General features: G+C 68.0%; 14 protein-coding genes. 10 read left to right on the forward strand and 4 right to left on the reverse strand.

Features of this window, described 5'->3' with window-relative positions:
* Window positions 1-71: 71 nt before the first annotated feature.
* Complete coding sequence (locus LC407_RS09515) at window positions 72-608, reverse strand: hypothetical protein (RefSeq protein ID WP_223482728.1); 537 nt, start codon at window positions 606-608, stop codon at window positions 72-74.
* Between the two features lie 130 nt (window positions 609-738).
* Between LC407_RS09515 and LC407_RS09520 the strand changes: the two genes are divergently transcribed.
* Window positions 739-2,895 (forward strand): bifunctional (p)ppGpp synthetase/guanosine-3',5'-bis(diphosphate) 3'-pyrophosphohydrolase, encoded by a 2,157-nt coding sequence (locus LC407_RS09520; RefSeq protein WP_223482729.1) that lies wholly within the window; start codon window positions 739-741, stop codon window positions 2,893-2,895.
* A gap of 30 nt (window positions 2,896-2,925) precedes the next feature.
* On the forward strand, window positions 2,926-4,491 hold the full coding sequence (locus LC407_RS09525) for a hypothetical protein (protein ID WP_223482730.1): 1,566 nt from the start codon (window positions 2,926-2,928) through the stop codon (window positions 4,489-4,491).
* Here LC407_RS09525 and LC407_RS09530 read toward each other — a convergent pair.
* Window positions 4,479-6,587, reverse strand: a complete 2,109-nt coding sequence (locus tag LC407_RS09530; RefSeq protein ID WP_154880969.1) for a glycosyltransferase — start codon at window positions 6,585-6,587, stop codon at window positions 4,479-4,481. The two genes, LC407_RS09525 and LC407_RS09530, sit on opposite strands and share 13 nt — an antisense overlap.
* 95 nt (window positions 6,588-6,682) lie before the next feature.
* Here LC407_RS09530 and mrcB point away from each other — a divergent pair, with 95 nt between their 5' ends.
* The 4 genes from mrcB to tsaB all read left to right on the forward strand — a co-directional run bounded on the left by mrcB (window position 6,683) and on the right by tsaB (window position 12,999).
* Entirely contained in the window at window positions 6,683-9,124 is a 2,442-nt protein-coding gene (gene mrcB, locus LC407_RS09535; protein ID WP_025879368.1) for a penicillin-binding protein 1B, read from the forward strand.
* Window positions 9,121-9,657, forward strand: coding sequence for a hypothetical protein (locus LC407_RS09540; protein WP_080278370.1), 537 nt, complete (start codon window positions 9,121-9,123; stop codon window positions 9,655-9,657). Before mrcB ends, LC407_RS09540 begins: the two co-directional genes overlap by 4 nt.
* 570 nt (window positions 9,658-10,227) lie before the next feature.
* Window positions 10,228-12,276 (forward strand): ATP-dependent DNA helicase, encoded by a 2,049-nt coding sequence (locus tag LC407_RS09545; RefSeq protein WP_223482731.1) that lies wholly within the window; start codon window positions 10,228-10,230, stop codon window positions 12,274-12,276.
* Between the two features lie 9 nt (window positions 12,277-12,285).
* Window positions 12,286-12,999, forward strand: a complete 714-nt coding sequence (tsaB, locus tag LC407_RS09550; RefSeq protein ID WP_223482732.1) for a tRNA (adenosine(37)-N6)-threonylcarbamoyltransferase complex dimerization subunit type 1 TsaB — start codon at window positions 12,286-12,288, stop codon at window positions 12,997-12,999.
* Window positions 13,000-13,531: 532 nt separating this feature from the next.
* On the opposite strand, the gene LC407_RS09555 is transcribed toward tsaB, so the two are convergent.
* Both LC407_RS09555 and gshB read right to left on the reverse strand, forming a co-directional pair.
* The gene (locus tag LC407_RS09555; protein ID WP_223482733.1) at window positions 13,532-14,416 is read right to left on the reverse strand and encodes an energy transducer TonB; all 885 of its coding nucleotides are present in this window, start codon (window positions 14,414-14,416) and stop codon (window positions 13,532-13,534) included.
* Window positions 14,416-15,363 (reverse strand): glutathione synthase, encoded by a 948-nt coding sequence (gshB, locus tag LC407_RS09560; protein WP_049466293.1) that lies wholly within the window; start codon window positions 15,361-15,363, stop codon window positions 14,416-14,418. The genes LC407_RS09555 and gshB overlap by 1 nt, the downstream gene beginning before the upstream one ends.
* A gap of 240 nt (window positions 15,364-15,603) precedes the next feature.
* On the opposite strand from gshB, the gene pilG reads away from it, so the two are divergent.
* The 4 genes from pilG to LC407_RS09580 are packed head-to-tail and all read left to right on the forward strand — an operon-like array spanning window position 15,604 to window position 18,994.
* Window positions 15,604-16,005 (forward strand): twitching motility response regulator PilG, encoded by a 402-nt coding sequence (pilG, locus tag LC407_RS09565; protein WP_005418455.1) that lies wholly within the window; start codon window positions 15,604-15,606, stop codon window positions 16,003-16,005.
* 18 nt (window positions 16,006-16,023) lie between these two features.
* Complete coding sequence (locus LC407_RS09570) at window positions 16,024-16,386, forward strand: response regulator (protein WP_025877749.1); 363 nt, start codon at window positions 16,024-16,026, stop codon at window positions 16,384-16,386.
* Window positions 16,386-16,916, forward strand: a complete 531-nt coding sequence (locus LC407_RS09575; RefSeq protein ID WP_025877750.1) for a chemotaxis protein CheW — start codon at window positions 16,386-16,388, stop codon at window positions 16,914-16,916. Before LC407_RS09570 ends, LC407_RS09575 begins: the two co-directional genes overlap by 1 nt.
* A 41-nt stretch (window positions 16,917-16,957) precedes the next feature.
* On the forward strand, window positions 16,958-18,994 hold the full coding sequence (locus tag LC407_RS09580) for a methyl-accepting chemotaxis protein (protein ID WP_140227795.1): 2,037 nt from the start codon (window positions 16,958-16,960) through the stop codon (window positions 18,992-18,994).
* Window positions 18,995-19,008 lie beyond the last annotated feature (14 nt).

A 19,008-nucleotide genomic window follows, 5' to 3' on the forward strand; every position in this document is an offset into this window, starting at 1 on the left:
GATCTACAGTCGGTGGTGGCGCAGACGGTTGCCGCCAAACGTTGGCTTGGCTCTACAGCAAAGCCAGGCCGTTACTTGGTGCGGCGCACCTTGGGCTGGGTGTTCACGCCTTCGACCTTCAGGTACCACACGCCCATCACTCCGGGGCTGATGCTGACCTTCGGCGACTGCTTGCGTACGCCGGAAATCGAGGTGGCATCGGTCTGTTCCCACTGCTGGCCATTGTCCAGCACGTAGACCCGGCCCTTGCCGAAACCGCGGAACTCGCCCTGCAGCACGCCGCTGATCGGCTCGTTGCTGCCGAAGTCGAAGAAGCCGCGGTTCTTCACGATCACTTCCTGGCGGCCTTCCTCGCGCGCTTCTTCGCGCACCGCAGCGACGGCCTCGGTGGTGGCGGCTTCAACCTTGCCCTGCAGCCAGCGGTTCAGCGTGGCCAGCTCGGCGGCATTGAGCTTGTCCAGGCCTGCGGCCTTGAATTCGGCCGGTGACATCTGCTGCTGCAGGTCACCCTGCACCACACGCTGGGCCAGCGCGGGCGCCGACAGGGACAGCAGCACGGCGGCACAGGCCAGCAGGCGAGGGCGGAAAGGCAGGGTGATCGAAGGCATGGCGGAACTCTCCCGTGGATGTCGGCGAGTGTAGCGGCATGTCCACATTCCCGGCGATGCTGGCCGCGGCGATTGTTCCTGAACGGCTGCGGCGCTAGTGTAGGGGCTTCTGTCTTGCCTGCTCGATGCTGTGAACCGCGCTTCCGTCCCCGGCCTGGATGCCTTGTTGAACCGCCCCTCGGCAGCCGTGCTGCCGGCTCCGCTGCGCCAGGCCCTGCGCGGGCATTGGGAAGCGCCCGACTGCGCCCCGCAGATGCGTGCCAGCTGGTCGGTGCTGGGCGATACCCTGGACGCGCTGGCGATGCTCTCGGCAGACGAGGGCGCCGTGGTCGCGGCCCTGCTGTTCGATCTGCCGGGCCTGCGCGTCCACCTCGATGCATTGCCGCTGGGCAGCCACAAAGCGGCGGTGATCGGCCTGCTTGATGGACAGGATGCGGCTGATCCCGTCTGGGCACTGCATGCCGGGCGCGAGGCCGGCCGCAACAGCGAAGGCCTGCGCCGGTTGCTGCTGGCCATCATCCGCGACCTGCGGGTGGTACCGATCCTGCTGGCCCGGCAGCTGGCGCGCATGCGCGCGGCCGACAAGCTCGATGAGGAGCAGCGCCGTGCGCTGGCCCAGTTGACCCGCGACATCCATGCGCCGCTGGCCAACCGGCTCGGCATCTGGCAGTTGAAGTGGGAACTGGAAGACCTGGCCTTCCGCCACCTGGAGCCGGAAACCTACCGGCGCATCGCGCGCGAGGTCGACGAGACCCGCATCGCCCGCGAGCGCTATGTCGAGAACGTGAAGAAGGTGCTGTCGCGCGAACTGGGCGTGCAGGGCATCCGCGCCGAGGTCAGCGGCCGCCCCAAGCACATCTACAGCATCTGGCGGAAGATGCAGAAGAAGCGCCTGGCCTTCGACCAGCTGTATGACATCCGTGCGGTACGGGTGATGGTCGACGACGTCGCCGCCTGCTACGCCGCGCTCGGCGTGGTGCATGCGCTGTGGGCACCGGTGCCGAGCGAGTTCGACGATTACATCGCCCGGCCCAAGGCCAACGATTACCGCTCGCTGCACACCGCGGTGGTTGGCCCGGAAGGGCGCACCATCGAAGTGCAGATCCGCACCCACGACATGCACGCGCAGGCCGAGCTGGGCGTGGCCGCGCACTGGAAGTACAAGGAAGGCGGCAAGGGCGCGGAGAAGTCGTTCGATCGCAAGATCACCTGGATGCGGCAGCTGCTGGAGCAGGCGCAGGACGGGCAGGGCAATGAACTGGCCGGGGCGCTTGATGCCGAGCTGACCGAAGACCGTGTCTACGCGCTGACCCCGAAGGACGAGGTGCTGGACCTGCCGCAGGGCGCAACACCGCTGGATTTTGCCTACCAGGTGCACACCATGGTCGGGCACCGCTGCCGTGGGGCCAAGGTAAACGGCCGCATCGTGCCGTTGACCTACCGCCTGCGCAGCGGGGATCGCGTCGAGATCCTCACCGGCAAGGAGGCCGACCCGCGCCGCGACTGGCTGATGCCGGCCAACGGCTTCCTGGCCAGCAACCGCTCGCGCGAGAAGGTGCGCAGCTGGTTCCACAAGCTGGACCGTGCGCGCAACGTGCAGGCGGGGCGCGAGCTGCTGGAGCGCGAACTGAAGCGGCTGGGCCTGCAGCATTCGGACCTGTCCGCAGCGGCGAAGAAGTTCCACGCCGACAGCGTCGACGACCTGTACATCCAGGTTGCCCTGGGCGATACCGGCCCCAACCAGGTCAGCCGTTCGCTGCTGGAGGCCGAGCGTGCGGCCAGCCAGCCGGCGCCGACGTCGGCCTTGCCGCGGCCGACCGCGCGCCGCGAGAACCTGGGCAAGTCCAAGTTCACCGTACAGGGCGTGGGCAACCTGCTGGTGCAGCTGGCGCGTTGCTGCCAGCCGGTGGCGGGTGAACCGATCGTCGGCTACCTGACCCGTAGCCGTGGTGTCACGGTACATCGTGCAGACTGCGTGGCATTGGCACGGCTGGCTGCGACCAGCCCGCAGCGGATCCTGCCGGTGGAATGGGGCCAGGCCGGCGGTGGCTATGAAGTGGACGTGGTGGTCGACGCGGTCGACCGCCGCTGGTTGCTGAAGGACATCACCAACCTGATCGCACAGGAAGACGCCTACGTGCTGGACATCCACAGCGACAACGTCCGCAATAGTGGCCGCGCGCATCTGCGCCTGCGGTTGAAGGTCAGCGACTACGGCCAGTTGTCGAATCTGCTGGGCAAGCTCGATGCGTTGCCGGGCGTAAGCGAGGCGCGTCGTCTGGGCTGAGCTTCACGCTGCCCCGGCTACCCTGCACGCATGGAACGCGAGCCCCCGCATCGCTCACACGGCGCCGCACATCCGGCGCTGGATCGCGTTCGCCGTGAAAGCCGCTGGTGGTGGCTGCAGGCGCGCCACGCACGACGGGTGTGGCGTTGGGCATTGCTGGCTGCCGCAGCCGTGTTCGTGCTGCTGGTACTGGTGCGCAAACCGCTGGCGGACTGGTTCTGGGATGAGCCACAGATAGAACAGCTGCTGGCCGAGGGCGATCGCGCACTGAGCGAAGGACGCCTGACCGCGGCCGACGGCAGCGGCGCGCGTGAACGCTACCAGGCGGTGCTGGCCCTTGATGGCGACCGCCCGCAGGCGCGACAGGGCCTGGCCCGAACCGGCGCGGCAGCGTTGCAGAAGTCGCGTGAGCGACTGCAGGCGGGCGACCTGGACGGCTGCGCGCAGGCGCTGGCGTTGGCACGTGAGCTGCAGGTGCCGCGCGCCGAGGCAGATGCGGTGGCCCAGCAGCTGCAGGCGCGTCGTCGCGCCGGTGCTGGCATCGGTGCATTGCTTGCGCAGGCCCGCAATGCCTTTGCAGCGGGGCGGCTGGACGACGGCGACAGCAGCGCGCTGCCGTTGTTCCAGCGCGTGCTGGCACTGCAGCCGGACAACCTGCCTGCACTGGAGGGGCGCGAGGATGCATTGAGCGATCTGCTGCAGCAGGCGCGTGCACAGGCGGGGCGCGGCGAACTGGCCACGGCGGCAGCGATCCTGCAGCGTGCACGCCAGTTCGATCCAGGTCATTCCGAACTTCCTGCCAGCCAGGAAGCGCTGGCCAGGGCAATCGACCAGCGCCTGCAGCAGGGGCAGCGCGCGCTCAAACGGCAGCAGCTCGAGACGGCTGCCGATAGCTTCCAGGCCGTGCTGGCAGTCACCGCCGACGATCCCACGGCATTGCGTGGGCGCGAGCAGGTCGTGCAGGCGTTGCTGGCGCGCAGCCAGAAGCGGGCCGACGACTTCCAGTTCGAGGCGGCCGACAAGGACGCCGCGCTGGCCGCGGGGCTGGGTGCCTCGCAGGCAGCGCAGCAGCAGCTGGCACAGCGCCTGCAGCGTGCGCGCCAGGCGCGGCAGTCATTGCAGCAGCCGGGCATCAGCGCGGCCCAGCGTGAGCGCCAGCTGCGTGATCGGTTGCGCCAGATCGACCGCGCCGAGCGTGCCGGGCAGTGGATCAGCCCTCCCGGTCACAGCGCCTTCGATGCGCTGCGCGAAGCGCAGGCACTGGCGCCGCGCGACAGCCGGGTCAAGGCAGCGGCAGCACGTCTGCTGCCCGCCAGCCGGTCCTGTTTTGATGACAACCTGCGGCAGAACCGGGTGCAGGCTGCGGGCGCCTGCCTGCAGGCCTGGCAGACCCTGGCGCCGACCGCCACAGGGTTGCCCGATGCGCGTGCCCGCCTGGCACAACGCTGGCTGGCGATCGGCAGCGAACGGCTGGGTCGCGGTGATGTGGAGTTTGCCGCCTCGGCCGTAGAGCAGGTGCGGCGGCTGCAGCCGGACCTGGCCGAGCTTCCCGCGTTCGAGGACCGCCTGCGGCACGCGGGCGGTCACATCGACTGATCGAAGAACACCCGCTGCACGGTTGCCGATGCGGCATCCAGCGAGAAATGCTCGGCCACGTTGGCCAGGCCGGCTGCTGCCAGCTGCTGCCACAGCACAGGATCCTGGTACAGGCGGACCACCGCATCGGCAAAGCCGGTTGCATCGTCGGCCACCAGTACATCCTGGCCGGCGCGCAGGTGCATGCCTTCCACCGCGCAGGTGGTGCCGACCACGGGCTGGCCATGAGCCATGCTCAGGTTGATCTTGCCCTTCACGCCGGCGCCGAAACGCAGCGGCGCGATGGCGATGCGGGCACCGTCCATGTACGGAACGATGTCTTCGACGAAGCCATGCATCACCACGCCCGGCTGGGTAGCAGCCAGGTCAAGCAGCGTGTCCGGTGCGCCGGCACCGATGCAATGCAGGCGCACCTGCGGCAGTGCTGCGCGGATGTGCGGGAACACGTCGCCGATGAACCACTCCATCGCGTCCAGGTTCGGCGGATGGCGGAAGCCGCCAACGAACACCAGGTCGTGGCGCTGTGCGAACGGCGCGCCGGTGCCGGCGACTTCATGCAGGTTGGAAATCAGTTCCACCCGGACCTGGGGGGCATCGGCCTGCAGCTGTTCGCGCTCGGCGGCGCTGACCAGCACGGTGATGTCGCACCGGTCCATTACTGCCAGTTCGCTGGCGCGGGTGCGTTCGGCGTTGCGCAGCAGGCCAGCATCGCCGGCCACTTCCGCACCCCGGCGTTCGCGCAGGTAGTGCAGGTCGACGGTGTCGAACACGGTGCGCGCCTGCGGTGCATAGCGTTCAAGCAGCGGCAGGCATTCGTTGGCGACATGATGGCGCACCATCATCACCACGTTGAAACGGGTGCCGTGGCTGCGCAGCCAGCCTGCGACACCGTCCAGGAAGGGCGCGTACCAGACTTCCACGCCCATCCGCTGCAGGGCTTCGGTCGCCACTCCGCCGTGTTCGCGCCGGGTGGGCACGAACACCACGTGGGCGCCGCCCTGCAGCAGCAGGCGGATCAGGTTGACCTGGCGCAGCGAGCCGGAGTCGCGCTCCGGGCGCGGCACTTCCTCATCGAGGATCAGCACCTGGCGGCGGCCGCGCAGCAGCAGCGCCGGCGAGGGCACGTCGCCGACCTTCGGATGGGAGGCCAGTTCAGCGGCCCATCTGGCTGCGAAAATTCCCTGGTTGCGTACCTGGTAGGCCTTCACACCGCTGCCGGTATCGGTGCCGTTGCTGGTGCCTTCATCGTGGATCACCCGGCTGGCCGGTTGCACCATTACCCGCAGGCCCTGCGCACGCACGCGGAAGGCCAGGTCGGTGTCTTCGTAGTAGGCGGGCTTGTAGCGGGTGTCGAAACCGCCCAGCTGCTGCCACAGGGCACGCGGCAGCATCAGCGCGGCGCCGGAGCAGTAATCGACGTCGCGCAGGCTGGCGAAGCGGGGATCATCGGCCGCTTCGAAACGGCCATAGCTCCAGCCGCTGCCATCGCTGAAGATCACCCCGCCCGATTCCTGCAGGCGGCCGTCGGGGTACAGCAGCTGGCTGCCGACCAGGCCGGCATCGGCGACGGTCGCAAAGGTGTCCAGCAATGCCTCCAGCCAGCCCGGCTGCGGCACGGTATCGTTGTTGAGCAGCACCACATAGCGGCCGCGCGTGCGCGACACGCCATCGTTGCAGGCCTCGATGAAACCACCGTTGTGCTCGCGCACTTCGTAGCGCAGGCCACTGATCTGCGGCATCCACTGCACCGTTGCGTCGCTGCTGCCGTCGTCCACCACCAGGATTTCGCAGGCCACCGACGGCGGGTGCGCGGCCAGGGCGCGCAGGCAGGCCAGGGTATGGTCGACGTGGTTGTAGACCGGAATGACGATGCTGACGTCCGGGGTATCGCTGGTGGGCACCGCAAAGGGAGCGAACGGTTGTGCCGGTGGCAGGTACAGCGGCTTGCGCGGTGCCGGCACCGCGCGCTGGGTGTGCACCCGTATCCGCTGCCAGGTGGCCCGCCAGCCGCGGGTACGCAGGCTGGCCAGGCTGCGGCGGGCCAAGCCGGTCAGGCGATTGATCAGGTAGCGGATTTCGGCCAGGGACATCGCCATCCGGTTGCAACTCCAGCTTAAGCAGGGGGGCCGGGAGAATTCGCCTGCCGCAGCGGCTGGGGTAGACTCGCCAGACCCTACATTGTCGCATTCCCGTGCCCCGACGCTACGATTCAGACGATATCGACGATTTCGACGACGACGACCAGCAGGACGCCGGTCCGCTCTGGCGCCGCCGACTGATCACCTGGACCATGGCGGCGGTCGCGTTGGGATTGGGTTTCCTGATCCCCTATACGCTGTACCTGAACCAGCAGGTGACGCAACGCTTCGGTGAACTGCGCTGGCAGATCCCGACGCGCGTCTATGCACGCCCGCTGGTGCTGATGCCCGGCAAGGCGATGGATGCGGCCACCCTGAAGACCGAACTGGCCGCCTCGGCCTATCGCGATGATGGCCAGGGCAAGGATCCGGCAACCTATGCGGTGCAGGGCGGCCGCTTCGTCATCTCCAGCCGCGGCTACAACGATGTCGATGGACACGTTGCTGCGCGCCGGGTCGAGCTGTCGCTGTCCGGCGGCAGCATCGCATCGTTGCGGGACGCCGACAGCCGCAAGGCGCTGAAGGCGGCCCGCATGGATCCCGCGCGCATCGCCACGCTGTATGGGCAGAAGCAGGAAGAGCGCCGCCTGATCCGCATGAACGAGGCCCCGGACCTGTTGGTCACTGGCCTGCAGGCGGTCGAGGACAAGGACTTCAACCGCCATCACGGCATCGATCTGTCCGGTATCGCGCGCGCGGTCTGGGTGACTGTCCGCTCCGGTGGGCAGAGCCGCCAGGGCGCTTCCACCCTGACCCAGCAGCTGGCCCGCAGCGGCCTGCTGGGAATCGGCAAGGAACAGACCGTCACCCGCAAGTTCAACGAAGTGCTGTATGCGTTGATCATGGAAGCGCGCTATGACAAGCGCACCATCTTCGAGGCGTACCTCAACCAGGTGTATCTGGGCCAGCGCGGCAGCCAGGCGATCCACGGCATGTCCTCCGGTGCCGAGTTCTGGTTCGGCCGTGATCTTTCCTCGCTGGAAACCGAGCAGATCGCGCTGCTGATCGGCCTGGTCAAGGGGCCGTCCTACTACGACCCGCGGCGCAATCCCGAGCGCGCGCTGGACCGTCGCAACTTCGTGCTGGGCAAACTGCACGAGGCGACCCTGATCGACGATGCCGAGTACCAGCGTGCGTTGAAGGCGCCGCTGGGCGTGCCCAAGACCCCGGGCCTGGTGGCGGCCAACCGCTTCCCGGCCTACGTTGACCTGGTGCGTCGCCAGCTTGCCCACGACTATCCGGAATCCGCCCTGCAGGGCGCTGGCCTGAGCGTGATGAGCGGCATGTCGCCGTCCGCGCAGGCTTATGCCGAAGGTGCGGTCACGCGCACCATCAAGTCGCTGGAAAGCAAGCGTCGCCCCGAGCTGCAGGCCGGCCTGGTGATGACCGACGTGCACAACGGTGACGTGGTGGCGGTGATCGGCAGCCGCGAAGTGTCCGAGGTCGGCTTCAACCGTGCCATCGAGGCGCAGCGCCCGGTCGGCTCACTGCTCAAGCCATTCGTGTACCTGCTGGCACTGGCGCAGCCGGACCGCTATTCGCTGGCCAGTTGGGTCGATGATTCACCGGTGACGGTGCAGCTCAGCCGCGGCCGCAACTGGAACCCCGGCAATGCGGACAACCGCAGCCACGGCACCGTGCGCCTGATCGATGCGCTCGCCCACTCCTACAACCAGGCGACGGTACGGGTGGGCATGCAGGTCGGCCCGGAACGGGTGACGCAGCTGATCCACGTGCTGGCCGGCATCAAGGCCGAGGCGAACCCGGCGGTGATCCTCGGCTCGACCGACCAGAGCCCGTACGCGATGGCGCAGCTGTACCAGTTCCTGGCATCGGGCGGCGAGATCCAGCCGCTGCACGCGGTGCGTGGCGTCCTTGATCCGCAGGGCAAGCTGCTCAAGCGCTACGACAAGACCCCGGCACCGGCACAGGAAGGTGACTCGATTGCCGCCAACCTGATCAGCATCGGCCTGCAGCAGGTGGTGGCCAGTGGTACCGCGCAGCGTTTGAACGCCGATGGCCTGGGCCGCCTGCAGCCGGCCGGCAAGACCGGCACCACCAACGATGGCCGCGACAGCTGGTATGCCGGTTACACCGGCGATCACCTGGCGGTGATCTGGATGGGCAATGACCAGAACGAACAGGCCGGCCTGTATGGCGCCACCGGCGCGATGCGGGTGTGGTCGGGCATCTTCCAGCGCCTGCCGACGGCGCCGTTGAAGGTCAGCAACAAGGGCCTCGACTGGCAGCCGGTTGCGGCCACGGGAACCAACAGCACCGATGAAGGGTGCCCGGGTGCCCGCCGCTTCCCGTTCGTGGTGGGCTATGCGCCTGCGTATGAACCGTGCGCACCGGCGGCCTTGCCGGACGCGCAGGGCGGTGCGGAAGGCGAGGGCGGCGGCTGGCGCAGCTGGTTCGGCCTTGACCGTAAGCCCGAACCCGCCGCTGAACCTGCCGCAGCACCCGCTGCAGCGACTCCTCCTCCAAGCCGATGATGCCGATGACTATCCGTTCGCTGTTCCAGCCCCTGGTCCTGAGTGGCCTCAGCCTGGCCCTGGCGGCCTGCGTGAGCAGCGCGCCGCAGGTGGTCAAGCCGGTGGACACCACCACGCCCGCACAGCGGCTGGCAGCCGTGGAAGCCGCAGCCGGCCCGGATGACAAGGAACTGTCGGTGCAGCCACTGCGCGATTCCCAGGTTGAGGATCTGCGGCAGACGGCGCTGAGCCAGCGCAAGGCCAATGATCTGGCTGGCGCGGCCGGCAGCCTGGACCAGGCGTTGCAGATCGTGGCCGGTGATCCGTCGGTATTGCAGGAACGCGCGGAACTGGCGCTGCTGCAGGGCCAGTGGGCGGAGGCGGAAACGTTCGCACGCAAGGCTGTGGACCTTGGCTCGAAGACGGGGCCGTTGTGCCGCCGGCACTGGGCGACGATCGAGCAGGCGCGCCTGGCGCGGGGCGAGAAGGAGAATGCGGTGTCCGCGCACGCGCAGATTGAAGGCTGCACGGTGCCGGGGATCAAGCGGTACTGAGTTTCCAGCCAACGGCGCAGCCCCTCGTGGCTGGCTGCCTGGTCGCGCAAAAGCCGCGCTGGCCGGGCAGGTTGGATTCGCGGGGGACGCCGTGAACCCATCCTTGGGGGCTTGGCCGCGGCATCCATGCCGCGGACACCCCCGCGAACCCAACCTGCCCGGCCTCTGACAGTTTCCGTGTGCGGCCAGCCACGGAAAAGAAAAAGAAAATCAATAGCGGGTCGCGCGCTGCGCGCACTCGCTGCGGGGTCGGATCCGTTTTCCGCAGGAAAACGGATCCGACCCCTTCTACTTTCTCCGTTACACCAACCGCATCTGCTCTGCCTTTGCATTCCGTCACCGGGAAACTGTCGAAGGCGAGGGGGCTGTGGGTTTGCGGGGTGGCCGCGGCATGGATGCCGCAGCCAAGCCCCCAGGGATGGGTTTACGGCGTCCCCGCAAACCCACAGCCCCCCGCCAGCCCTCAGTACAACCCAGAGCCATGAACAAACGCTGTTGCCGTTGCTTTTGCTTGTGCTCTGGCCTGAAACGGGTGCCGGGCAGCGCCCGGCCGGGTATCCTTTCCACCTGATGTCCGACCTTGTCCATGCCAGCCGCGAAGCCCTCAGCGAAGGCGGCGCGCTCGCCTCCCATCTGGATGCATTCGTTCCGCGTCCTGCGCAGCTGCGCCTTACCGAGGCCATTGCCGCGTCGATGCAGCAGCGCGACCTGCTGCTCGCCGAAGCCGGTACCGGCACCGGCAAGACCTTTGCCTACCTGGTGCCGGTGCTGCTGTCCGGAATGCGCACCATCATTTCCACCGGCACGCGCGCGCTGCAGGACCAGCTCTACCACCGTGACCTGCCGCGCGTGCGCCAGGCGCTGGGCGTCGGCCTGCGCAGCGCGTTGCTGAAGGGGCGCAGCAACTACCTGTGCCGCTACCGCCTGCAGCAGGCACGCGGCGAGCCGCGCTTCTCCAGCCCGGAACAGGCGGCACAGTTCCAGCGCATCCTGGCTTGGTCCGGCCGCTCGGAATCGGGCGATATCGCCGAACTCGATGGCCTGGCCGACGACTCGCCGCTGCTGCCGATGGTCACTTCCACCGTCGACAACTGCCTGGGCAACGAGTGTCCGTTCTGGGATGACTGCTTCGTCGTGCGGGCCCGCCAGCGTGCACAGGCCGCCGACCTGGTCGTGGTCAACCACCACCTGCTGCTGGCCGACCTGGCGCTGAAGCAGGAGGGCTTCGGTGAACTGCTGCCCGGTGCGCAGGCCTTCGTCATCGACGAAGCCCATCAGCTGCCCGAACTGGCCGCGCAGTTCTTCGGCGAAGGCTTCGGCATGCGCCCCTGGCAGGAACTGGGCCGTGACTGCCTTGTTGAAGCGCGCGGCGTGGGTGGCGCACAGTCTGCACTGCAGGAACCGGTCGATCATCTGCAGCAGGCATTGTCTGCACTGCGTGCTGCGATGGAGGGGCTGCCCGCGCGTGGCACCCAATGGCGCGCGCTGGCAATGCCGCAGGTACGCGAGGGTTTCGATGCGGTGATGTCCAGCCTGGTGGTGCTGGAGCAGGCATTGCAGCCGCTGCGCGAAGCCGCTGCTGGCCTCGATGCCTGCCATGCGCGCGCACGTGAGGCGATTTCGCGGCTGGGCCGTTGGCTGGGGGATGAAGAACCCGCGCTCGACTTCGATGCCGATCCTGCAGAAGCGACCGCCGCCGCTGGTGACGTGCTCTGGTATGAATTGACCGCGCGCGGTTTCCGCTGCCAGCGCACGCCGATGGATGTGTCCGCACCGCTGCGCGAACATCGCGAGCGCAGCCATGCCGCATGGATTTTCACCTCCGCCACGCTGACCGTTGGCGGTGGCTTCGAGCACATCGCCACGCGCCTGGGCCTGGATGATCCGCAGACGCTGGTGCAGCCCAGCCCGTTCAACTGGCCCGAGCAGGCACTGTGCTACCTGCCGGAAGGCCTGCCGGATCCGGCTGCGCGCGGTTTCGGAACCGCACTGATCCAGGTCCTGCGTCCGGTGCTGCAGGCGTCGCAGGGCAGGGCGTTCCTGTTGTTTGCTTCGCATCGTGCGCTGCGCGAGGCGGCCGAGGCGCTGCGTGATGGGCCCTGGCTGCTGTTCGTGCAGGGCGAAGCGCCGCGCGCGACCCTGCTGCAGCGTTTCCGCGAATCCGGCAATGGCGTGCTGCTGGGCTCGGCCAGCTTCCGCGAGGGCGTGGATGTGGTCGGCGAGGCATTGAGCGTGGTGGTGATCGACAAGCTGCCCTTCGCCACGCCCGATGATCCGGTGTACGAAGCGCGGCTGGATGCCATACGCACCCAGGGCGGCAATCCCTTCCGCGACGAGCAGTTGCCGCAGGCGGTGATTGCCCTGAAGCAGGGCGTTGGCCGCCTGATCCGCAGCGAGACCGACCGTGGCGTGCTGGTGCTGTGCGACCCGCGCCTGCTCAACCGGGGTTATGGCAAGGTCTTCCTGCAGTCGCTGCCGCCGTTCCGGCGAACCCGGGCCCTGGCCGATGTGCAGGCCTTCTTTGCGCCACAATGGGCGCCCGTGGCGGATGCCGCTGCCCCGACCGCCGCCGTGGCGGGGCCGGAGCCGGCTCCCGGCGCCACGTTCCCCCTGTTCTGACCCGATCCGATGAAACTGCTCGCCTTTGAAACCGCCACCGAAGCCTGTTCCGTAGCCCTGCATGTGGATGGGCAGGTACGGGAACGCTTCGAGATCGCCCCCCGCCGGCATGCCGAACTGAGCCTGCCGTGGGCGGAGGAGCTGCTGGCCGAGGCCGGCATCAGCCGCCGCCAGCTGGACGGTATCGCGCTCAGCCGTGGTCCCGGTGCGTTCACCGGTGTGCGCCTGGCGATCGCGTTGGCGCAGGGCATCGCGCTGGCGCTGGATCGGCCGTTGCTGCCGGTGTCGACGCTGCAGGTGCTGGCGCTGCGCGCGCCGGTGGAAGAGAAGCAGATCCTGTCGGCGATCGATGCGCGGATGGGCGAGTTGTACGTGGCACGCTTCGAGCGCGTGGATGGACTGCCGGTGGCGCGGGATGCCGAGCGCGTGTGCGTGCCGGCGGCGGTGTCGTTGCCGGAAGCTGCGTCCGTCTACGGCGTCGGCACCGGGTTTGCCGCGGCCGAGGGCGCGCTGATCGCGCAGCTGGGGGCTGGCCTGCGCCGCTTCGATGCAACGGCGCTGCCACGTGCAGCGGATGTGCTGGCACTGGCGGTACCGGCGTTCGTGCGCGGCGAAGGCATTGCGCCGGAGAAGGTCGAGCCGGCGTACCTGCGGGACAACGTGGCGCTGACGCTGGTCGAGCAGCAGGCGGCGCGGGATGCCAAGGCGAAGGCCAACGGCTGAGCCCCTCGTGGCGGGGTGGTGGGTCGCTGACAGCAGAAGCCGTGGGTTGGCCGGGCGGGTGGGCTGCGCAGGGGGCGCCGTGAATACGTCCATGTAGGCTCGGGCGCGCCATCCATGGCGCTTACGCCCCTGCGCAGCCCACCCGCCCGGCCACGGACAGTTTCCGTGCGCGTTCGCCACGGAAAATCAAAAAAAAATCAAATTCAAAAGCCGGTCGCTTCGCTCGCATCCACGCATGGCGTGGATCTACCGTGCAGGCATGGCGTGGATGCATCGTGTCGACCAAGGTCGACAGCTACCAACAGCAAAGATGCGCCGCGATCGGTCAGGGGTGGGGCGGTGTGGGCTTGCAGGACCGATGGCGCCATGGATGGCGCCATCGAGCCCCCATGGATGGGTTTACGGCGTGTCCTGCAAGCCCACACCGCCCCGCCAAACCGAACAGCCCAACCGCCGCTCTTGATCTTGACGTTGCAGTTGCCGTTGCTGTTGCTTGCAGCGGGTCCCGGGCCGCAGGCCCGGGCAGAAAACCTCACCGGTCGTCGCGCAGTTCGCCGCCGGGCAGGAACACCCACGTGCGGGTGACCTGCAGGATGTCGATCTGGTCTTCGCTGTCGGGCAACGGCGGGAACGGTTGTGCCAGCTGGATCACCCGCAGCGCGGCCTCGTCCAGCAGCGGCGTGCCGCTGGACTTCAACACCCGGCTGCTTTCCACGCTGCCGTCGCGGCGTACCCCCACGCTGATCACCACCTGTCCCCCCAGCCGGCGCTGCCGCGCTTCGTCAGGGTAGTTCAGGTTGCCGACCTGCTCGGCGCGGTCCACCCACGCACGCAGGTAATTGGCGTAGGCGTATTCGCGCGTGCTGGCCGAAACGAATTTCCTGTTCGGGCGCTTGGCGTACTGCGCCGAACGCAGGTGCACTTCCGCCGCCAGCCGCGCCATTTCAGCATCGCGCTGTTCGCGCGCGGTCATCGGTGCATCCGGTGTTGGTTGCAGCGGAGTAGGGCGCGTCTGCGCCACGGCCACGGTGTCCTGGCCATTGCGGCTGCTGACCACCCGCGCCTGCGGCGGCGGTACCGGTGCTGCCGACTGCTGCTGCTGGGGTACCGGACTGATGCCGGCCTGGGCCTGCGGCACGATGCCGGCCTGGTTGTCGCGGGGGCGCTGCGCACGATCGTGCTCGCCACCGCCTTCCTGGCTGGCGGCGGCCAGGAAATCTGCCTGCTTCGGGGTCAGCGCGGTGCGGGTCTGGCTGAAAATCACTTCCAGGGTCGGCACCAGGGGCGCGTCGCCTTTCACGGCAAAGCCGACCCCGAGGATCAGCAGGGCGTGCACCAGCACCGACAGGGCGATGGTGGCGCCCAGCCGCTGCGCTTCACGCGCCGGCGGGGCGAGGACGGCAGGTGCGGCATCCATCAGCGCAGATCGGCCTCGATCGCGTCGAACAGGGTGCCGGCGATGTTCAGGCCGTACTGCGCGTCCAGCTCGCGCACGCAGGTCGGGCTGGTCACGTTGACTTCGGTCAGGTAGTCGCCGATGACGTCCAGGCCGACGAAACGCATGCCGCGACGCTTCATTTCCGGGCCGACCTGGGCGGCGATCCAGCGGTCGCGTTCGCTCAGTGGACGGCCTTCGCCACGGCCACCGGCGGCCAGGTTGCCGCGGAACTCATCGCCCTGCGGAATGCGCGCCAGGCAGTAATCGACCGGCTCGCCATCGACCAGCAGGATGCGCTTGTCGCCGGCAGTGATGTCGGGAATGAACTTCTGGGCCAGGGCGAGCTTGCGGCCGCCGTCGGTCAGCGTTTCCAGGATCACGTTCAGGTTGGGGTCGCCCTGTCCGCTGCGGAAGATCGAGCGTCCGCCCATGCCATCCAGCGGCTTCAGTACCGCCTGGCCGTGTTCCAGCGCGAAGGCCTTCAGTGCCTTGGCGTCGCGGCTGACCAGGGTCGGCGGGCAGCACTGCGGGAACAGCAGCGCGGCCAGCTTCTCGTTGTAGTCGCGCAGGCCCTGCGGGTTGTTGACCACGCACGCACCGGCGGCGGCAGCGACATCCAGCACCTGGGTGTCGTAGACATACTCGGCGTCGACCGGCGGGTCCTTGCGCATCAGCACGATCTGGCCGGGACCGAATTCGGTCCGGCTGAATGCGCCCAGCTCGTACCAGCCGGCCGGGTCGTCGCGCACCTGCAGGGGGGCGGTCCAGGCCACCGCCACCCCGCCTTCCAGCGCCAGCCCGCCCGGGCGCACGTAGTGCAGGGCATGGCCGCGGCGCTGGGCTTCCAGCAGCATGGCGAAGGTGGTGTCCTTGGCGATCTTGATGTGGGCGATGGGGTCCATCACCACGATGACGTTCAACGGCATGGGTGCACCTGTCAGGCAAGGCGTTGATGGTAGCGGCAACGCCGGCCGTGCGCCTCCCCGGCGATGTGCAACGCAGCGTCCCTTGCCGGGCTGCGCAGTGATTGCCAATCCGGTCACGTTCAGCCCGGCGCCACGCCCCGCGCCACGGACCGCCCTTGAAGCGGGCGCGGGAAGTGCGATATAGATACGCTTTCGCAGCGGCTCCCGCCAAAGATTGGGCCGTGCGCTTGGGGAATGGCAATGACTGAAAACACGACTGCGGGCGGGGAGCTCGCAGGACTCCGGGTGATGGTCATCGATGACTCGAAGACCATCCGCAGGACTGCGGAAACACTGCTGAAGCGCGAAGGCTGCGAAGTAGTGACCGCGACGGACGGTTTCGAGGCCCTGGCCAAGATTGCCGACCAGCAGCCGCAGATCATCTTCGTCGACATCATGATGCCGCGCCTGGATGGCTACCAGACCTGCGCACTGATCAAGGGTAACCAGCTGTTCAAGGCGACCCCGGTGATCATGCTGTCGTCCAAGGATGGTCTGTTCGACAAGGCGCGGGGGCGCATCGTCGGCTCGGAGCAATACCTGACCAAGCCATTCACGCGCGAAGAACTGCTGGGTGCCATCCGCACGTACGTCAACGCCTGACCAGGGGGGAAAGGCACAATGGCTCGTATCGTCCTGATCGAGGATTCACCGACCGACCGCGCGGTGTTCACCCAATGGCTGCGCCGTGCCGGCCATGAGGTGCTGGAAGCGGACAATGCCGAAGATGGCCTGCAGCTGGTCCGCGACCAGGTGCCGCAGCTGGTCCTGATGGACGTGGTGCTGCCGGGCATGAGCGGTTTCCAGGCGACCCGGGCGATGGCCCGCGACGCAGCGATCAAGCACATCCCGGTCATCATCGTCAGCACCAAGGCGATGGAAACCGACAAGGCCTGGGGGCTGCGCCAAGGCGCCGCCGATTACATCGTCAAGCCGCCGCGCGAGGAAGAACTCATCGCCCGGATCAACGAGCTGGTGGCCTGATGCGCTCGCCCTTCGACATTCTTGAAGCCTACGAACGGCGCAGCCTTGCCCACGCGGTGCAGCTGCCCGGGCGGCAGTTCGCCCAGGACCTGTGGCGTGGCGTCGGTTTCCGTGTTGGCCAGCGTCGGCTGGTGTCCGATTTCCGCGAAGTGGTGGAGATCGTGCCGATGCCGCCGGTGACCCCGGTGCCATGCGCGCAGCCGTGGCTGCTGGGCGTGGGCAACCTGCGCGGCAACCTGTTCCCGGTGGTCGACCTGAAGTACTTCCTGGAAGGAGCGCGCACCGTCCAGCAGGAAGGCCAGCGCGTGCTGATCATGCGCCAGGCCGGTGGCGACGTCGCCCTGACCATCGATGAACTGTTCGGCCAGCGCAGCTTCGAGCTGACCCAGCAGATCGAGGCCGGTTCACTGGCCGAGGGACGCTACGGCCACTTCGTCGATCGCGCTTTCCATGCCGATGGCAACGATTGGGGCGTGTTCTCGCTCTCGCTGCTGTCGCGTACCCCTGAATTCCGGCAAGCCGCGGCCTGAGGCCGGGCATCGCCCCCTGCATTGAAAATCGAGGTTGAACGATGAGTACTGCTTCGGATGCCACCAAGTCCGGCAAGCTGCGGCTGGGCGGCAGCAACCTCTGGCTGGCGCTGCTGGCCCTGTCGATGATCCTGTTCGGTGTGAACACCGGCGTGTCCACCTGGCAGGGCAGCCGCCTGGCCGATGCCGGTTCCAAGGCCGCGGACCTGCAGGTGCTGTCGCAGCAGCTGGCCAACCAGGGCCGTGACGCGGTCGGCGGCAACGCGCAGGCCTTCACCGCCTTCAAGGCCACCCGCAACGCGATCGAGCAGAACGTGTCGACCCTGCAGGGCCGCTACGGCAACGAGCCGGGCGTGTCCGGGGCGATCTCGACCCTGGCCGACACGTGGACGCCGCTGGGCAAGCAGGCAGGCCAGCTGGTGGCCAGTGAACCGGCAGTGCTGGCCCTGGCCGGCAACGCCAACAACTTCTCCGGTGCGGTGCCGGGCCTGCAGGCCCAGTTGAACGAGCTGGTGCGTGCGATGTCCGCCTCCGGCGCGCCGGCGTCGCAGGTCTACAGCGCCCTGCAGCAGGTGGTGGTGGCCGGTTCGATGGCGCGCCGCGTGACTGAAATCCGCGCCGGCGGCACGGCTGCGGCCGCTGCCGGTGACGCGCTGGCCCGCGACATCACCGTGTTCTCGCAGGTGCTCGACGCGCTGCGCAATGGCAACGAGGACCTGGGCATCACCGCGGTGCGCGGCGCTGCCGCCGTCGCTGCGCTGGAGCAGTCGCAGCAGAAGTGGCAGGCGATGAAGCAGGACGCCGACGCGATCCTGGCCAGCTCGCGCCAGCTGTTCGCCGCGCAGTCCGCTGCCTCCGCACTGGGCCAGGGTTCGGCGAAGATGCTGACCGACAGCCGCAAGCTGTTCGAAGCCTTCTCCTCGTTCGGTTCGGTGTCCGACACCCGCCTGTTCCCGAATTTCTGGATCGGCGTGGTGTCCGGTGCGCTGTCGCTGATCGCGATCATCGGTTTCGTCTCCACCAACGTGCGCAGCCGCTCGCGCGAGCAGGAACTGCGCTACCAGACCCAGGTGGAGTTCAACAGCCGCAACCAGCAGGCGATCATGCGGCTGCTGGACGAAATCTCCTCGCTCGGTGAGGGCGATCTGACCGTGAAAGCCTCGGTGACCGAGGACATGACTGGCGCGATCGCGGACGCCATCAACTATGCGGTGGATGAACTGCGACACCTGGTGACCACCATCAATGACACCTCGGCCAAGGTCGCGCTGTCGACCCAGGAAACGCAGGCCACCGCGATGCAGCTGGCCGAAGCGGCCGGCCACCAGGCCAACCAGATCACCTCGGCGTCGGACCGGATCGGCGAAATCGCCGCCAGCATCGAACAGGTATCGCGCAACTCGGCCGAGTCGGCCGACGTGGCACAGCGTTCGGTGGTGATCGCCGCCGAAGGTGCCGGCGTGGTCCGCGAGACCATCCAGGGCATGGACCAGATCCGCGACCAGATCCAGGAGACCTCCAAGCGCATCAAGCGCCTGGGCGAATCCTCGCAGGAGATCGGCTCGATCGTGGAACTGATCAACGACATTTCCGAGCAGACCAACATCCTGGCATTGAACGCGGCCGTGCAGGCGGCTTCGGCCGGTGAAGCCGGTCGTGGTTTCGCGGTCGTGGCCGACGAAGTGCAGCGCCTGGCAGAACGCACCTCCGGTGCGACCCGACGTATCGAGAACCTGGTGCAGGCCATCCAGGCCGACACCAACGAAGCGGTCACCTCGATGGAACAGACCACCGCCGAAGTGGTGTCCGGTGCACGCCTGGCCGAGGACGCCGGCACCGCGCTGACCGAGATCGAGCGCGTGTCCAACGCACTCAATACCCTCATCAAGAACATCTCCATCGCCGCCCAGCAGCAGTCGTCGGCGGCGTCGGACATCACCCGCACGATGGGCGTGATCCGCCAGATCACCGGCCAGACCTCGCAGGGTGCCGGGCAGACCGCCGAGTCGATCGGTCACCTGGCGCAGCTGGCGGCCGACCTGCGTCGTTCGGTCGCCGACTTCAAGCTGCCGGCGTGACACGGGCAGGGCGG

It is taken from the genome of Stenotrophomonas sp. OVS01A, from assembly GCF_019969775.1.
In the GTDB taxonomy this organism is placed as follows: Bacteria; Pseudomonadota; Gammaproteobacteria; order Xanthomonadales; family Xanthomonadaceae; genus Stenotrophomonas; species Stenotrophomonas indicatrix.

Excerpts from the sequence above, each read along its gene's own strand:
- LC407_RS09530 (WP_154880969.1), bottom strand. The coding sequence starts at position 6,587 with ATGGCGATGTCCCTGGCCGAAATCCGCTACCTGATCAATCGCCTGACC.
- LC407_RS09525 (WP_223482730.1), top strand. The coding sequence starts at position 2,926 with ATGGAACGCGAGCCCCCGCATCGCTCACACGGCGCCGCACATCCGGCG.
- LC407_RS09545 (WP_223482731.1), top strand. The coding sequence starts at position 10,228 with ATGTCCGACCTTGTCCATGCCAGCCGCGAAGCCCTCAGCGAAGGCGGC.
- LC407_RS09515 (WP_223482728.1), bottom strand. The coding sequence starts at position 608 with ATGCCTTCGATCACCCTGCCTTTCCGCCCTCGCCTGCTGGCCTGTGCC.
- LC407_RS09540 (WP_080278370.1), top strand. The coding sequence starts at position 9,121 with ATGATGCCGATGACTATCCGTTCGCTGTTCCAGCCCCTGGTCCTGAGT.
- LC407_RS09580 (WP_140227795.1), top strand. The coding sequence starts at position 16,958 with ATGAGTACTGCTTCGGATGCCACCAAGTCCGGCAAGCTGCGGCTGGGC.
- gshB (WP_049466293.1), bottom strand. The coding sequence starts at position 15,363 with ATGCCGTTGAACGTCATCGTGGTGATGGACCCCATCGCCCACATCAAG.
- LC407_RS09570 (WP_025877749.1), top strand. The coding sequence starts at position 16,024 with ATGGCTCGTATCGTCCTGATCGAGGATTCACCGACCGACCGCGCGGTG.
- pilG (WP_005418455.1), top strand. The coding sequence starts at position 15,604 with ATGACTGAAAACACGACTGCGGGCGGGGAGCTCGCAGGACTCCGGGTG.
- LC407_RS09555 (WP_223482733.1), bottom strand. The coding sequence starts at position 14,416 with ATGGATGCCGCACCTGCCGTCCTCGCCCCGCCGGCGCGTGAAGCGCAG.
- LC407_RS09575 (WP_025877750.1), top strand. The coding sequence starts at position 16,386 with ATGCGCTCGCCCTTCGACATTCTTGAAGCCTACGAACGGCGCAGCCTT.
- tsaB (WP_223482732.1), top strand. The coding sequence starts at position 12,286 with ATGAAACTGCTCGCCTTTGAAACCGCCACCGAAGCCTGTTCCGTAGCC.